The organism is Rothia sp. HMSC071F11 (genome assembly GCF_001809115.1).
In the GTDB taxonomy this organism is placed as follows: domain Bacteria; phylum Actinomycetota; class Actinomycetes; order Actinomycetales; family Micrococcaceae; genus Rothia; species Rothia dentocariosa.
The window spans coordinates 654,424-670,450 of record NZ_KV795756.1; the positions used below are offsets into that span (position 1 = coordinate 654,424).

The 16,027-nt window shown below is 49.6% G+C and carries 12 protein-coding genes and 1 tRNA gene; 4 read left to right on the forward strand and 9 right to left on the reverse strand.

Going from position 1 to position 16,027, the window contains the following annotated elements; all coding sequences use genetic code 11:
* Positions 1-16: 16 nt before the first annotated feature.
* Both rpsA and polA read right to left on the reverse strand, forming a co-directional pair.
* On the reverse strand, positions 17-1,477 hold the full coding sequence (gene rpsA / locus HMPREF2554_RS07175; protein ID WP_004004572.1) for a 30S ribosomal protein S1: 1,461 nt from the start codon (positions 1,475-1,477) through the stop codon (positions 17-19).
* Positions 1,478-1,800: 323 nt separating this feature from the next.
* Positions 1,801-4,746, reverse strand: a complete 2,946-nt coding sequence (gene polA, locus HMPREF2554_RS07180) for a DNA polymerase I (protein WP_080556875.1) — start codon at positions 4,744-4,746, stop codon at positions 1,801-1,803.
* A gap of 229 nt (positions 4,747-4,975) precedes the next feature.
* Between polA and HMPREF2554_RS07185 the strand changes: the two genes are divergently transcribed.
* A complete protein-coding gene (locus tag HMPREF2554_RS07185) occupies positions 4,976-6,253 on the forward strand; it encodes a dicarboxylate/amino acid:cation symporter (protein WP_013398982.1) in 1,278 nt (425 codons plus the stop codon).
* Between the two features lie 79 nt (positions 6,254-6,332).
* Here HMPREF2554_RS07185 and HMPREF2554_RS07190 read toward each other — a convergent pair whose 3' ends face one another.
* Positions 6,333-6,746 (reverse strand): nuclear transport factor 2 family protein, encoded by a 414-nt coding sequence (locus HMPREF2554_RS07190; RefSeq protein WP_037230878.1) that lies wholly within the window; start codon positions 6,744-6,746, stop codon positions 6,333-6,335.
* A 112-nt stretch (positions 6,747-6,858) separates the two neighbouring features.
* Between HMPREF2554_RS07190 and HMPREF2554_RS07195 the strand changes: the two genes are divergently transcribed.
* Positions 6,859-7,323: a PaaI family thioesterase gene (locus HMPREF2554_RS07195; protein WP_013398980.1), complete on the forward strand. Its 465-nt coding sequence runs from the start codon at positions 6,859-6,861 to the stop codon at positions 7,321-7,323.
* A gap of 440 nt (positions 7,324-7,763) precedes the next feature.
* On the opposite strand, the gene HMPREF2554_RS07200 is transcribed toward HMPREF2554_RS07195, so the two are convergent.
* Complete coding sequence (locus tag HMPREF2554_RS07200) at positions 7,764-8,378, reverse strand: ANTAR domain-containing response regulator (RefSeq protein WP_004004567.1); 615 nt, start codon at positions 8,376-8,378, stop codon at positions 7,764-7,766.
* 211 nt (positions 8,379-8,589) lie between these two features.
* Here HMPREF2554_RS07200 and HMPREF2554_RS07205 point away from each other — a divergent pair.
* Positions 8,590-8,669, forward strand: a tRNA-Leu gene (locus HMPREF2554_RS07205).
* A gap of 199 nt (positions 8,670-8,868) precedes the next feature.
* Here the strand turns inward: HMPREF2554_RS07205 and pyk are convergent.
* Positions 8,869-10,347, reverse strand: a complete 1,479-nt coding sequence (gene pyk / locus HMPREF2554_RS07210) for a pyruvate kinase (RefSeq protein WP_013398979.1) — start codon at positions 10,345-10,347, stop codon at positions 8,869-8,871.
* A 509-nt stretch (positions 10,348-10,856) separates the two neighbouring features.
* On the opposite strand from pyk, the gene HMPREF2554_RS07215 reads away from it, so the two are divergent.
* Positions 10,857-11,429: a flavodoxin domain-containing protein gene (locus tag HMPREF2554_RS07215; protein ID WP_013398977.1), complete on the forward strand. Its 573-nt coding sequence runs from the start codon at positions 10,857-10,859 to the stop codon at positions 11,427-11,429.
* A gap of 228 nt (positions 11,430-11,657) precedes the next feature.
* Here the strand turns inward: HMPREF2554_RS07215 and lgt are convergent, their stop codons facing one another.
* From lgt to trpC, 4 genes are all read right to left on the reverse strand, one after another.
* Complete coding sequence (gene lgt, locus HMPREF2554_RS07220) at positions 11,658-12,788, reverse strand: prolipoprotein diacylglyceryl transferase (RefSeq protein WP_080556873.1); 1,131 nt, start codon at positions 12,786-12,788, stop codon at positions 11,658-11,660.
* A 1-nt stretch (position 12,789) separates the two neighbouring features.
* Positions 12,790-13,641 (reverse strand): tryptophan synthase subunit alpha, encoded by an 852-nt coding sequence (trpA, locus tag HMPREF2554_RS07225; protein ID WP_013398975.1) that lies wholly within the window; start codon positions 13,639-13,641, stop codon positions 12,790-12,792.
* Entirely contained in the window at positions 13,638-14,969 is a 1,332-nt protein-coding gene (gene trpB / locus HMPREF2554_RS07230; RefSeq protein ID WP_013398974.1) for a tryptophan synthase subunit beta, read from the reverse strand. The genes trpA and trpB overlap by 4 nt, the downstream gene beginning before the upstream one ends.
* Positions 14,970-15,156: 187 nt before the next feature.
* A complete protein-coding gene (gene trpC / locus HMPREF2554_RS07235) occupies positions 15,157-15,951 on the reverse strand; it encodes an indole-3-glycerol phosphate synthase TrpC (protein WP_013398973.1) in 795 nt (264 codons plus the stop codon).
* Positions 15,952-16,027: the final 76 nt, after the last annotated feature.

Genomic DNA, 16,027 nt, shown 5'->3' on the forward strand with positions numbered 1-16,027 from the left:
TATAAACGAATAAACCTTAGTTACCAGTCAGCTTCTTACGCAGTTCTGCTAGAGCCTCGTCAGATGCGAGAGTACCAGCGGAAGACTTCTCATCGGAAGAGTAAGATGATGCGGGTGCTGGCTCAGCTGCGGCAACGGGAGCAGCAGCGGCTGCCTCTGCGTCAGCTTCAAGTGCTTTAGCAACCTGAACCTTGTGTGCCTCGAAACGAGCCTGTGCTTCTGCATATTGTGCTTCCCAAGCCTCGCGCTGTGCGTCAAAGCCTTCAAGCCATTCGTTAGCTTCGGGATCGAAGCCTTCGGGGTACTTGTAGTTGCCAGCTTCATCGTATTCAGCTGCCATACCGTACAGTGCGGGATCGAACTCAGTAGCGTTGGGATCAACGCCTTCGTTAGCCTGTTTGAGGGACAGGGAGATACGACGACGATCCATATCAATATCAATGATCTTGACGAAGAGCTCTTCGCCCACTGAAACAACCTGCTCTGCCAAATCAACATGGCGCACAGCAAGCTCAGAGATATGAACCAGACCCTCAATACCGTCTTCAACACGAACAAACGCACCGAAGGGAACGAGCTTAGTAACCTTACCGGGTACGATCTGACCCAGAGCGTGGGTGCGAGCAAATGCCTGCCACGGATCTTCCTGGGTGGCCTTCAAAGACAGTGAGACACGCTCACGATCCAGATCAACCTCAAGAACTTCAACGGTTACAGGCTGACCAACTTCGACAACCTCGGAGGGGTGGTCGATGTGCTTCCAGGAGAGTTCGGAAACGTGAACCAGACCGTCCACGCCACCCAAATCGACGAAGGCACCGAAGTTGACGATAGACGATACAACACCTTCGCGTACCTGGCCCTTTTCGAGCTGGTTGAGGAAAGTGGAGCGAACCTCGGACTGAGTCTGCTCAAGCCATGCACGGCGAGAGAGAACAACATTGTTGCGGTTCTTGTCAAGCTCGATGATCTTAGCTTCGAGCTGCTGACCGATGTAGGGTGCAAGATCGCGAACACGACGCATCTCAACGAGGGATGCGGGCAGGAAGCCTCGCAGACCAATGTCAAGGATAAGACCGCCCTTGACAACCTCAATAACGGTACCGGTGACGACGCCGTCGTTTTCCTTGATCTTTTCGATGTCGCCCCATGCACGCTCGTATTGTGCGCGCTTCTTGGAGAGGATCAGGCGACCTTCCTTGTCTTCCTTAGTCAGGACGAGAGCCTCGATTTCATCGCCAACTGCGACTACTTCACCGGGATCTACATCGTGCTTGATAGAAAGCTCGCGAGAGGGAATGACGCCTTCGGTCTTGTAACCGATGTCGAGCAGAACCTCGTCGTGATCAACCTTAACAACCTGACCGGAGACGAGATCGCCATCGTTGAAGTACTTGATGGTCTCGTCAACTGCCTTGAGGAATTCTTCCTCGTTGCCGATGTCGTTGATTGCGACCTGAGGGATGTTGGTGCTCATGTAGTTAGGGCTCCAATTGGATTAATAATAGGTCGACGTCTCCGGCAAGTTTGCGAGCGCCCACTTGCTGTTTCCTACTCAAAACATGGGAGGTGACGTCGATTCTGACGGATACTTACCGCGCGTATCATCCGGAAGATGCGTAGGTACATACCTCTGGTGCATAGGGATGCTGATACACGCGATTACTAGTGTACGTGTTTTTCGGGCGTGTCGTCAATGAATGACGCGCATCGGTGCGGGTATTTTTTGCATTATATTCTGTGTGCAATATATTCCGAATAAGTCCGACGGCATCGTTCATCTCTATTCACGGCTTCTGACTAGTGGCCGGCTTCTTCCCAGGACTTGCCCCAGCCAACTTGCACGTCGAGAGGAACCTTCAGCTCAATAGCTTCACTCATTTCTTCTACTAGGATGCGCTGCGCTGCTTCGCGTTCACCGGCGGCAACTTCGAGGATAATCTCGTCATGAACCTGCAAGAGCATGCGGGTCTTAAGGTTCTCTTCTTGAAGTCGGCGGTGAATGTTAATCATCGCGATTTTAATAATGTCTGCAGCTGTCCCCTGAATTGGAGCGTTGAGGGCAGCTCGTTCGGCTGCCTCACGTCGAGTTCGGTTTGGAGAGTCAAGATCTGGCAGTGAACGGCGGCGCCCATAAATAGTTTCGGTATAACCGTCATTATGAGCCTGTTTGACGACCCCGCGCAGGAAACGCCCCACACGACCAAATCGTTTGAAGTAGTTGGTGCGTAACTCCCCTGCCTCATCGGAGCTAATGTTGAGCTGCTTCGCGAGACCAAATCGAGAAAGACCGTATGCCAGTCCATAAGACATTGCTTTAACTTTCGCACGCATCTGGGGTGTCACCTCTTCGGGGGCAACCCCGAACACCTCAGAGCCAACGTACCGATGTAGGTCTTCACCATCCGCATAAGCCTGGATTAATTTCTCATCGGCGGCAAGATGCACCATAATACGCATCTCAATCTGCGAGTAGTCGGCGGTGAGCAAGCCTTCATACTCTACGCCGTCTAAAATTTTTGGAGCCACGATAAAGGCGCCGCGGATACGCCGCCCTTCATCAGTGCGGATTGGAATATTCTGCAGGTTCGGCGCCGTTGAGGACAGACGCCCCGTTGATGCGGCATTTTGCTGGAAAGTAGTGTGTACACGACCATCTGCGACTGCCGCTTTTTGTAAACCTTCGACAGTCTGTTTGAGCTTGATGTTATCTCGGTATGCCTGGAGCGCAATCAAGAATTGAGCACCATCTGACTCCGGCGATACTTTGGTCAACAAGTCAGCCACAGATTCTGAATCCGTTGAATATCCGGACTTAATTTTGCGGGTCTTCGGAAGACCGAGCCTCTCAAAGAGTACAGTTTGGAGCTGTTTCACAGATGCCAAATTGAGGGGCTCACCATTGACGTCACCACCAATAAGTACTTTCGCCTGTTCCTCGGCCATGGATGCGCGTGAGCTGAACGTATCATTAAGCTCGTTTAGTAAGGCATCTGAGACAGCGATACCCGCCTGTTCCATATCGGCCAGAACGTACAGAAGCGGAAGCTCAATATCTTCATAAATCTTAAGCTGACCCTGTTCCTGCATCTCGAAGTGCAGAATACGCGCCAGTTCGTGAATAACCCGTGAAACCTGGGTAAAGTAACGTAGGTTCTCTTCACCGGGCATCTCAAAAAGTGAGGGTGCTTCCTCTGGGAAGACAAGTTCGCTGAATTCCTGTTGGGGAATCCAAAGATATTTCTCGGCTAAATCCTCAATACGTTCAGCAAAGAGCCTACGATTCGCAGCTGCTATGTATCCGCACATATATGAGGATAATGACGGATCTTCGATGGCTCCATCGAGTTTATACCCGTACTCACGTAAGAGTTTCCGCTGATTTTTGAGATCCATCACGATCTTACGCATTTGAGGGTCAGAAACCCACTCCGCGAATGCTGAGGCGAGATCTTCGGAAATATTCGTCAGGTTGATCCACAGCGACGATTCTTTCGAGGTCAGAATAATTCCTCGCAGTACCGGATTCTCTTCAGCAGCGCGAATCTTAGTCTTGGTAACTTTCACACCTTCACGGGCTACAGGCACATCAATCACAGGGAAAAGCGTAACCGCACCTTTAAGCCTTTCAGGAACCTCAATGGCATTACCCGATGCGTCACGCCCATACCCAACGTGGGCTGCATGCTCGCACCATACACGAAAATCTGCGGCCGATTTCACGGTGATCGCATCATCGGTACGAATCGGCTCAAAGGTGGGACCACTCGGAACACCATTATCTGTCATGGGTTCTTCACCTGCGGTACGAACTTGCGCACCCAAAGCACGTATGACAGGCCCTAATATATCCTGGGCCCGCTTACGAATAGTGCGGAATTCCACTTCATCGAAGAACGCTTCAAGCTCTTGAAGGTCCGGAATAAACCGCATTTGATCGAACTCAACATCCAAATTGAGCGTGTCAACAAGCTGGTTGAGGCGACGATTCCTGCGCACATTCTCAATGTTTTCGCGCAGAGCCTCACCTTTTTTACCTTTGATGTTCTCGCTATTAGCAAGTACACCTTCAAGATCACCGTACTCGTGAAGCCATTTAGCAGCAAAGCCTGGTCCAACTCCGGGGACTCCAGGCAGATTATCGGCTTGCTCACCGGTGAGCGCAGCGAGATCCGGATACAGCCGAGGTGGTACTTTTGTTTTTTTCTCAACCGCTGCAGGATCCATACGCTGAATACCTTTGGAGGGACCAGTCGTTACGGGATACAGCAATGTAACATCGTCCGTAACAAGCTGGAAAATATCGCGGTCTCCTGAAAGAATGAGCACTTTGTATTGAGCTTCTGATCCCTGCCGTGTCAGGGTCGCGACGATATCATCTGCCTCATAATTCTCCTGGGTGAGCGCCGGGATTTTCAGAGCTCCGAGCATCTTCTTGATGAGATCAAGCTGCCCGTCGAAGGCTTCAGGGATAACGTTACGGCCGCTCTTATATTCGCTGTATTCCTCCGTGCGAAAAGTACCACCGGGCAGATCGAATGCCACCGCAATATGGCTAGGGTTATGGTCTTTAATAATGTTCAGCAAGGTAGACAGGAAGGCATGAACTGCTTCCGTATGCTGCCCGTCGCTTCGCACAAAAACATGGCTTCCCGTTTTCTCTGCCATTGTATAAATGCCAAAGAAAGAGCGAAGGGCCAGTGAATGTCCATCAATAAGGAGCAGGGTATTTTCTGAGTTACTCACAATCCCATTCTAGAGGTTTTCGACGGCGTGAGTGATAGTGAACGCAACACGCCTGAAAACTTCTAAAAGGCCTAGTACCGGCTAGGCGTTTTCATGTCATGAACGTCTGTCCTGTCGCTGGATAAACATATTCATTCACGCTAGGATATAACTCTATACTTGAGTGTTCCCTGAGAATACCGGGGATGAGCGGCATGGATCTTATCGGTCCCAACACACATAGGAAATTATGAAACTACTCAAAAAGATCCCTCTCCTTGCCTGGATTGTGATTGCAATTCTTGCAGGTGTTCTTATCGGTGCTACAACTCCTGGGATGATCGGTGGCATAAATAGCGGGCTGGGTACCTCTATCCCTACCGATGTTGTAGTTCAGATCTTTGTCTCGTTCTCTACTGTTTTCAGTGCGTTCCTGAGCTTCTCTATCCCGCTTATTATTATCGGTTTTATCGTTCCAGGAATTGGTTCGCTAGCCCAAGGTGCAGGTAAGATGCTGGGCATTACCGTAGCTCTATCATATCTTTCCAGTATTGTTGCTGGATTTTTAGCTTTAACGGCGGCACTATTCCTGTACCCTATTTTGTTGAAGGGGCAACGGTTAGAATCTTTTGATAACCCTGAAAATGCACTCTCGACAGGATACATCAAGTTTGAGCTTGACCCCATTATGGGAGTGATGAGCGCACTTATTCTGTCCTTTATCCTAGGTCTGGGAATAACAGCCCTCAAGACTCGTAGCATGCTCAATCTCTTCGAGGATTTTCAAGTTATCATTGAGAAGCTTCTCAGCTACGTTATTATTCCGCTTCTACCCATCCATATCGTGGGTGTCTTTGCGAATATGACCCTTGCGGGCCAGGTTGCTAAGATTCTTTCGGTCTTTGGCATGGTATTCATTATGGTCATTATCTTGCACTGGGTAACGCTAACGCTACAGTACACAGTTGCCGGAAGCGTTTCAAAGCGCAACCCGTTTAGGATGCTCAAGACCATGATGCCCGCCTATTTCACGGCCATCGGAACCCAGTCCTCAGCAGCTACCATCCCGGTAACGGTTCGATCCGCGAAGAAGGCTGGTATTTCTCCTCGCGTGGTTGATTTCGCTATTCCGCTATGCGCTACCATCCACCTTTCGGGTTCTATGATCACGATTACTTCATGTGCAGTCGCAGTCCTGTATATGACTGGGCAAAACCCCAATTTTGCCTCGGTAACTCCAGTAGTGCTTATGCTAGGCATTATGATGGTCGCGGCCCCGGGCGTACCCGGCGGAGGCGTGATGACCGCCATTGGGCTGCTGGAGTCGATGCTTGGTTTCAATGAATCCATGATCGCCCTCATGATTGCTCTGTACCTTGCGCAAGACTCTTTCGGTACCGCAACTAATGTCACCGGAGATGCCACCATTGCAACGTTTACCGAACGTATCTCTAAGATATTGGGAGTTGATCCAACTGCCGGGATTAGCGATGAAGACATCGAAAAAGCAGAAGCAATTTCGGCATAGCCTTGATCTAAACGACGGGGTGCGCGTCCAGAAACCTTGGATGCGCACCCCGTTATTCATATGGAGCTTTACTTACACCTTACTTATTCCGTACGAGGGCTTCGCTAATATGCTGACATCCTTTCCAACCCCAATAGATGCGATGGTTCACAATAAGCCCATCAGATATTTCCATGAGCTCTAAGATATCTATTTGTTCTCCTTCAGGAGTTTCTCGCGGATATTCCCACACCAAAGTTTTCCCATTAGTCAGATACTCCCCCGTGCGGTACCAACGTACAAGTTCATTCGGACGACGGTGGGTGCCCTCTTCCAGAAAATGCTTAATCGCTTCTCGTCCCCGCAAAACTCCGCCGCCAGCTCCGGGAATTATTGCTGGCACGAGGGGGCTTTCAAAAACTGCGTCCTCAGCATAAAGGCTGAGCAGTCCTTCAGTATCACGGTTTTTAGCGTACCGATGCCATTCTTCATAGATACGTGCATGATCATCCATATTCTTACACCTTCCAAAGCAGGAATCTCGTTTCTTCTCAATCCCGACAAACACATACTTGATAAGAGCTCTTTTTCTACTCCACCCTATCACTGGGAGTACACTTGAAGGCATGACTGAATCTACCCCTAAACTATCTGCTGACCTTGTAGCGCAGCTCAACGAGCACGGTGTGCCCGCAGAGACTCATAAATTCTTTCCGAAGGGCTTGGGAGAGCTAATCCCCCGTATGGGAATTATCTTTAGTGAGCTAACTGCTGAGCGAGCTGTGGCATCCATGCCTGTGCAGGGGAATACCCAGCCTGTCGGTTTGCTCCACGGAGGGGCCTCGGCTGTTCTTGCAGAAACTCTTGGTTCATTAGCAGCAGGTATCCATGGAGGAGTTGACTCCATAGCCGTTGGGGTAGATCTCAATGCAACTCACGTGCGCCCCGCCATTAGTGGCCACGTTACGGGAATCTGTACGGCAGTTAAGCTGGGACGTACCGTTTGTGTACACACTATAGAGATTATGGATGAGTCCGATCGAACTATTTGTGCAGCTCGTATAACTAATATGATCATTCCACGACCCTAAAGCAGACATATAGAGGATTGATATGGCGCGCCAACCGTATTCCAAACGCTATCCAAAAATCGTCCGTGCAAAACGTATTACATTGCCCTTAGCCATAGCTGCTCTACTGGTATGTTGGGTTGCCGCTATGGGAAATCCAGGAAGTTTCTGGTGGCTAGGACTTTTCATAGCAGCCGGCGTTTTACTCTGGGCTGGATCCCCAACAGCACGCCCGATTAAAGGTCCTCATGGTAGTGATGACGATGACGACATAACCCGTATAATGCGACGCTAATACATTCATTTCAATGCTGTCGTGAGCAAATGAAAGCGTAAAACAGGAGTGTGGATTTTCAGGACAACAAGAGTCTTGTTGTCCTGAAAATCCACACTCCTGAATTTTATATTCTAGAGCAGCAGCTAATCATCGTTTGGGACTTGACACTAAGGTCCCAAGAATATTACTCAGACAGCTGCTTGATAATAGTATCGGATACCTCTCGCATAGAGAGGCGACGGTCCATTGAGGTCTTCTGAATCCACCGGAATGCCTCAGGCTCGGTGAGGTTCATTTTGGTGATAAGCAATGACTTGGCACGATCTACGAGCTTTCGAGTCTCAAACTGATCACGAATAGTTGTAACCTCTTTCTCTAGCGTACGCAGCTGTTCATATCGAGAAAGCGCCACCTCGATAGCGGGGAAAAGGTCATTAGGAGTAAAGGGCTTGACCACATATGCCATGGCCCCAGCTTCAACAGCACGATCCACCAGCTCTTTCTGGCTGAAAGCGGTCAGGAGCACCACAGGCGCTATTTTTTCCTTTCCGATTTCCTCGGCGGCTGTAATACCGTCCATAATCGGCATTTTGACATCCATGAGCACCAAATCGGGATGGTGTTTTTTGGCAAGCTCGATAGCGGTTTTACCATTATCGGTCTCTGCCACGACCTCGAACCCTTGGTCCTTCAGGATTTCGACGATGTCCAGGCGAATCAATGCTTCGTCTTCGGCAACCACAACGGTGCGCGCCGAGACCTGATCTCCCTCGTGTTCGTGAGCGGTCTTCTCTGACATAACTCTCTCCTTGGTCTATTTTCAGTCGCCTTTATTCTACAGTAGTTAATAAAACTTCATCTACTGTATAAGGTTGAAATTTGTATGTTTCTCGTCTAGGTGCAAAACTATCGTCGAGGATTCAAAGAATACTGTGGATATTTCTTGCTCTTTGTAATTCGATTTTCTGCCAATCGATAGGGTAGAATCTTATGCGTACCTTTGAGTGCAAGCCCGAGTGGCGGAATTGGCAGACGCGCCTGACTCAAAATCAGGTTCTTCGGAGTGTGGGTTCGAGTCCCACCTCGGGCACATTTACTAAACTCGTCTTGACCATAGTTATGGTTTTGAGACGAGTTTTTATTTTCTTGGAGCTCCAGTTCAATAGATTGGGTACCCGCAACTCATATGGTGGGTCTTTCCGCATATAAAAAGTCCCGCCTCCTGCATCAAAGAGGCGGGACTTCTCATAGATTCAGTTCGAAAAATGTTTACACGATAAAGAAGAACCTTACTTATGTTCGTCTTCCCCGTAGGGGCGCAGGTGCTCACGCTCTTCCGGTTCATGTTCGCCGGAACCCTGTTCCTTAATACGGTGTACCTTAACCATATTGGTTGATCCCGCCACCCCGGGAGGCGAACCTGCAGCAATCACAATAAGATCACCCGGTTCTGCGAGCTTATGCTCGACCAGGTAGTCATTTACGATGTCGGTCGTACCGTCAATGTTGGTCGCCACCGGCGCATGCGCAGCTTCAACACCCCACAACAGTGAGATAAAAGCACGCACCTTTGGGTTGGGGGTGAAAGCAAGTACCGGCTGCGCAGGGCGTAGACGTGCTAAACGGCGTGCTGAGTCACCCGTCTGGGTAAAAGTACTAATGTAATCTACATCCAATTGTTCCGCAATGTTTACAGCTGCACGCGTGATGGCACCACCACGGGTACGGGGCTTACGGTCCAGCTGTGGTACGCGGTATAGACCTTTTTCCTCAGTATCACGAATAATGGAGGCCATTGCCGCAATGGTAATAATGGGGTAATTGCCTACCGAAGTCTCGCCGGAGAGCATCACCGCATCGGCGCCATCCAAGATTGCGTTTGCACAGTCAGAGACTTCCGCGCGCGTAGGAGTCGGGCTAGAGATCATGGACTCAAGTACCTGAGTTGCCACGATAACGGGCTTAGCCCAGCGACGAGCCATCTCAATAGCTTTCTTCTGAACCAGTGGCACCTCAGAGAACGGCAGTTCCACGCCAAGGTCGCCACGGGCGACCATGATGCCATCAAACTTGTCGATAATATCTTGCAGATTATCAACGGCTTGAGGCTTTTCGATCTTGGCAATCACCGGAATACGGATACCCTCTTCGGCCATGATCTCATGAACGCGGTTTACGTCTTTCCCGCTACGTACAAAGGAAAGAGCAATAATATCTACGCCCAAATTCAGGGCAAAACGAAGGTCAGCCTCATCCTTCTCGGTCAGTGCGGGAAGAGAAACGGCCGCCCCAGGAAGGTTGATGCCTTTATTGTTTGAAATAGGTCCGCCTACAATCACACGAGTGCGAACACGAGTTGGAGTTACTTCAACGGCTTCCAGTTGGATCTTACCGTCATCCAGCAAAAGTTTATCGCCAGGCTTCACATCGCCAGGAAGACCTTTATAAGTCGTACCACAGATATCCTTGGTACCCTCAACGTCCTCAGAAGTAATCGTAAAATCAGCGCCAGGCTTTAGATATTCTTCCCCGTTTACAAAGCGCTCCAAACGGATCTTAGGACCTTGCAGATCAGCAAGAATAGCTACTTCTTTCCCCAACGCCGCGGATTGTTCACGGATAGTTGTGTAAGAGTTAGTGTGAACGTCATGGTCACCGTGACTCATATTCAGACGGGAAACGTTCATACCCGCCTTGATCGCTTCCGCAATTTTTTCGGGAGAAGAAATAGCCGGACCAATGGTTGCAACGATTTTTGCGCGCCTCATGTACCTAACCTTCGTGTGTTGGGGTGGAACCTTCTAAGAAAGATACCCACAATATAGATGGAACCTTCTCATCAGGAATCCCAATTATTCCCACACAACACCATGTATACACAACATGGCATGTGCGGCATTCATCCCTTCTAGTATATTCCTTCTCAAGCGTTTTCGGGAGGAAAATTCTCGGTATTTTCAGGAAATCCTTGTTTTAACCTCGAACCATGTTGCCCACTCAAGACTCACGTGCTCTCTACCTGCCCCTCAGAACAATAATTAGGTTTTAGTTGTTTTCTGACATCTCATTTGAAACTATGGCCAAGCGCTCCTGTCCGAGAAACAAATATGCCCACATCATGTATGACACACCTTGATGTTCATCGCTCACTCCCCTCTTCCATGTGATAAAAACGACACGCCAGTATTGGCTAAGCAATTTCACATTTATCACCACCTGCCATAGACTGGAATCAATAATTAGTATCTTGTATGCAAATTTGCTTTGGGAGGCTTCAGTGACCATTCGTGTGCTGATTATCTTCGGTTCAACCTATGGGTACACCGAGCGTTATGCGAACTGGATAGCAGAAGATCTGCGAGCATTACCACAGGCTCCTGAAGTCGATACTTTACGGGCTACAGAAGTAACCCCTGAACTTGTGGAAGCAGCGGACTCCGTTATTATTGGCGGTAGCGATTACGGCGGGTTCCTTACAGGCGCTCCCAGCCTCAAGAAGAAGATTGTTCCCTTTATTCTCCCTAAAAAGGAACGTACTGCATTCTTCACGGTTTCCTTCACAGGCGAGTACTCCAAGAAACTGCTCGACAAGGCTGTCGCTAAAAGTTATACTGCAGAACTCACCGATGGACGCCCGACTTTCCATTTACGTGGTGGGATTGACTTTTCAGAGCTTTCACTTGCTCATAAGACCGCTCTTAAAGGTCCGGTTCGCGCTTGGTTGATGGCTAATCCAAACCCCAACGAAGGTATTCAGCAAATGCTTGAGTGCTATAAAACCGGTCATGCGGATTACACTAACCGAGAGTCTCTAAAACCACTTGTTGAAGCAATATCCAAATTCCTCTGATATTGCATAGCAGGTTACCAAAATAAACTTGGCCGGAGGTTTTCTCTCCTCCTCCGGTCTATTGATTCCGGATGCGGGTGCGAGGCCGCGCCGATAACGTATTCGGTTGCAGGGGGTGGGTCTTGTGTGTGCGGCCCGCCCCCTCCTTTTATCTTTCATCAAGGAAAAAGTCAGGTCCTCTCCACCATTGAAATAGTGAAGAGGACCCAAGATTAGTTGTCCAAGAATTTACGATTTAGATTTTTTCCACGGGATCTCAGGGGTTTTATCCTGCTTATCACCGGCTTGAACCCTATCTGCAGGCTCTTCCTGGGTGCCTGGTTCTTTGTCTTTTGTAGCTTTCTTCTCTTCCGTTACCTTCTTCTCGGATATCCGAGATTCTTCCAAGGTCTCTTTACCCTGGTTAGAAACCTCATCCGGATCTTGGGCGGCAGTTTTCTCTGAGTTGGGGGTCTGCTGAACAGATGATCCCTGCACTGGAGCTTCAGCAATGCCCGCCGCAGCTTTCGACCTAGCGCGCATACCAGCGGCAACAAAGCCGATCAACCCTAGTACAACCAGGGCACCCGATGTCCACACGTGAACCCGCAGCCCTAGAAGTGTTTCAGAGGTATCAATACGCAGGAACACTTCAATGAAGAACCGCCCAATACCGTAGTACAGCACATAGAGCCAAAAAGTTTGTCCGCGCTTCAGGAACCTATTCCCCAGGAAAATTAGAAGGAATGCGCCCACAAGGTTCCATAATGATTCGTAAAGGAACGTGGGATGAAAGAGAGTTCCTGCGGGATATTGAGCAGGAAAATTCCCACTCGATTGACTAATCTCCAAACCCCACGGAAGGGTAGTAGGCTTACCGAAAAGCTCCTGATTAAACCAGTTGCCCCAACGACCAAAAGCCTGCGCCAAAATAATACCTGGTGCAACTGCATCCGCAAATGCTGCATAGTTAATCTGGTATCGGCGACAAGCAATCCAGGCCCCCAGGGCTCCTACGGACACCGCTCCCATAATGCCGATGCCGCCTTCCCAAATCTTCAGGAAAGCCCAAGGGTCAGAGACATTGGGACCAAAATAGCTGCCAGGGTCTGTAATGAGCACATGGTAAGCACGCGCCCCAATAATTCCAGCGGGAATAGCCCACATTGCCACGTCATATACGCGCTCACGTGTGCCGCCAACTTGTGCCCAGCGCCGAGCGCTAAGCCATAGACACACGATTATTCCGGCTAAAATGCAAAGTGCGTAAAAATGGATACGAAACGGCCCAAGCTGAAGATAAGATACACTCGGCGACGGGATTGACGCCAGAGGAAGGGATACTGCTGAGGTAAAGGATTCCGATAATATAACATTCATACTATGCACGTCCTGCAAGTTCACGAGTTAATGCTCCCACCGCAATAGGACCTCCATCAGCTAGAGCTTTTACAAGTGCCGTTCCTACAATCACACCATCTGCATAAGTTCCGATCTCTTCAACATGGGCACGAGTTGAAACGCCTAAACCAACACACGCGTATTCAGCGCCTGCAGCATGAAGGTTTTCGACAAGTCCTTGGGCAGCTTCTGAGACTGAGGTGCGAGCCCCTGTAACGCCCATGACAGAAACGGCATAAACGAACCCGCTCGAAGCCTTAGCGATAGTCCCTAAACGTTGAGGCGATGATGATAGCGCCGCCAAGAAAATACGATCTAACCCGTATTTTTCAGAGGCTTCGAACCAAGCCGATGCTTCATCGGGTACTAAATCTGGAGTGATCATTCCAGCTCCTCCAGCAGCCGCAAGATCACGTGCAAAATTATCAACACCGTAGGCAAGTACGGGGTTCCAATACGTCATCACGACAACGACAGCTTGGGTTGCCTCAGTAATGCGCCGTACAGCATCAAAAACCCGAGAAAGTTTGAAGCCGCCTTCTAACGCGGCACCTGTTGCGTGCTGGATAACGGGGCCGTCCATGACCGGATCCGAGTACGGTACGCCCAGCTCAATAATGTCGGCACCGTTATTGCCTAATTCGATAGCTGCTGCCACAGAATCTTCAAAGTTGGGAAAACCTGCGGGGAGGTACCCGATAAGTGCTGCACGCCCATCTTCTTTGCATTCGCGTAACCGCTGCACGAGAAGCGAGTTCGGGTTTTGGGGCGGGAAGGTACCGTCAAGGACTTCGTACTTTGCCGCATGCCGCTGTGCGTCTTGATAGCTCATGCGTGCGCCTCGCTTTCTGCCTGCACTGCCTTCTCAGCAACTGCCTCTTTATTGCCTGTCATGAGAGAAGATGACGGGGTTGCTTTCCCTAGATCGAACCATTTCAAGGCAGTCTCCATGTCTTTATCGCCACGACCAGATAGGCACACCACCATTATTTTTTCACGGGCAGACTCAGAATCTTGATGCGCCCACTCCTGACAGACCCGTAACGCACCGGCAAGTGCATGCGCCGATTCGATGGCAGGAATAATACCTTCAGTACGGCAAAGCAGTTGAAAAGCATCCATAGCTTCAGTATCGGTCACCGGCTGGTAGCTGACACGGCCTAAGTCTGAAAGGTATGAGTGTTCGGGTCCAACGCCGGGATAGTCCAGGCCAGCAGAAATCGAATGCGACTCTATAGTTTGCCCATCTTCGTCTTGCATCAGGTAGGTTACGGCACCGTGAAGCATTCCTGGGCGGCCTAGATTAATAGTTGCGGCGTGACGTCCGGTTTCTACACCGTCTCCCCCCGCCTCAAAACCGTAAAGTTTTACATCGTGGTCATCAAGGAATGCATGGAAGATTCCAATGGCGTTTGAACCCCCACCAACACAGGCAGAAACTCCGTGGGGAAGACGCCCAGTCATCTGTTGAATTTGTTCGCGTGCTTCAGAACCAATAGCATCATGAAAGAAACGCACCATTGTAGGAAAAGGATGTGCTCCCGCCGCTGTACCCAGCAGATAGTGGGTATTCTCGACATTAGCGACCCAGTCTCGAAGAGCCTCATTAATAGCGTCTTTCAGAGTACGGGAGCCATTCTGAACGGCAATAACTTTCGCGCCCAAAAGCTGCATACGCGCCACGTTCAAAGCCTGCCGCTCAGTATCTTCTTCACCCATGTAAATCACACAGTCCATGCCGAAAAGCGCAGCAGCCGTTGCCGTTGCTACGCCGTGCTGACCAGCACCGGTCTCCGCGATCAGACGTGTCTTACCCATGCGCTTTGCGAGAAGTGCTTGTCCTAAAACATTGTTAATCTTGTGGCTACCGGTATGGTTAAGATCTTCACGTTTCAGAAAGATCCGAGCCCCAGCGTGCTCTGAGAACCGCGGAACTTCCGTTAGCAATGAAGGACGATTCGAGTATTCAGCAGAGAGTCGCTGAAATTCCGCAATAAACTCTGGATCCTGCTTAGCATTCTGGAAGGTAGACTCAAGCTCATCCATGGCGGCAATTAACGATTCAGGCATCCATCGCCCACCGTATTGCCCGAAGTAGGGACCGGGTGCATTTTTGAGGGATTTCCCCTCAAGAAATGCGTCTGCCAGGTTTTCGCTCATTGTTGTCCTTCCCGGGTACTTTTATTTTCATCCATGAGTTAGGTTTGTACACTTAACTCATGGTACGGCTTGTTCGTATTCTTACTATTCTACGCGGAATGACATAGCGTCAGCGTATATAAAGAAAAGCCCTATGATTATTCACATGTGAAAAACTGTCATCTACGTAAGATAGCTCTAATCTGCATTAGAGATGAGGTACAGCCGAAAATTCACGTACAGTTTTCTCCGGGTCTCCAGATTTGACCAGAGTCTCACCAATAAGCACGACATCAGCACCAGCCTGCGCGTAGTTCTGTACATCGCTCAGCTCAGATACACCAGATTCTGCAACTTTAATAACGCTTTCCGGCAGATCGGCCGCAAGCTCTGCATAATGCGCGTTCTTGACTTCAAGAGTTTTTAGGTTGCGAACGTTAATACCTATAATTTTGGCTCCGACACGCTGAGCGATAGATATTTCTTCTGAAGTATGTGCTTCTACGAGAGCATTCATACCAAGCGATTCGGCAAGCTCTAAGAAAGCGCTCAAGGTATCTTCTTCCAAGGCAGCAACAATAAGAAGCACCAGATCTGCGCCGTGTGCACGTGCTTCCCAAATCTGGTACTCATCAACAATAAAATCTTTACGCAATATGGGAATACTGACGTGAGCACGCACCGCGTCCAGATCCTCCAGGCTTCCGCCGAAACGGCGTTCTTCAGTAAGCACCGAAATAGCTGCTGCTCCTCCACGCTGATACTTCACTGCTAGTTCCGCTGGATCCGCTATTTCCCCCAGGACACCTTTCGAAGGAGACGAACGTTTCACCTCTGAAATGATGCGCACAGTTTGGCCATCACCACGTAAAGCACATACAGCGTCAAGAGCTGGTGCCGTAGAGAGCGCTAGCTCCTGCACCTTTTCCAGAGGATGTTTTGCACGACGATCCTCTAAATCCTCACGTACTCCACCAATAATTTCATCTAGTACGGTACTCAACAGTGTTCCTTCTCATAGTCATCAAATATCCAAAAGTTTGAGATAGCACAAGAGAGAGCGCCTCGTCATGGGCGAG

Coding starts and splice junctions, on each gene's coding strand:
- HMPREF2554_RS07190 (WP_037230878.1), bottom strand. CDS start 6,746: ATGGATGATCATGCACGTATCTATGAAGAATGGCATCGGTACGCTAAA.
- HMPREF2554_RS07195 (WP_013398980.1), top strand. CDS start 6,859: ATGACTGAATCTACCCCTAAACTATCTGCTGACCTTGTAGCGCAGCTC.
- pyk (WP_013398979.1), bottom strand. CDS start 10,347: ATGAGGCGCGCAAAAATCGTTGCAACCATTGGTCCGGCTATTTCTTCT.
- HMPREF2554_RS07200 (WP_004004567.1), bottom strand. CDS start 8,378: ATGTCAGAGAAGACCGCTCACGAACACGAGGGAGATCAGGTCTCGGCG.
- lgt (WP_080556873.1), bottom strand. CDS start 12,788: ATGAATGTTATATTATCGGAATCCTTTACCTCAGCAGTATCCCTTCCT.
- HMPREF2554_RS07185 (WP_013398982.1), top strand. CDS start 4,976: ATGAAACTACTCAAAAAGATCCCTCTCCTTGCCTGGATTGTGATTGCA.
- trpB (WP_013398974.1), bottom strand. CDS start 14,969: ATGAGCGAAAACCTGGCAGACGCATTTCTTGAGGGGAAATCCCTCAAA.
- rpsA (WP_004004572.1), bottom strand. CDS start 1,477: ATGAGCACCAACATCCCTCAGGTCGCAATCAACGACATCGGCAACGAG.
- trpA (WP_013398975.1), bottom strand. CDS start 13,641: ATGAGCTATCAAGACGCACAGCGGCATGCGGCAAAGTACGAAGTCCTT.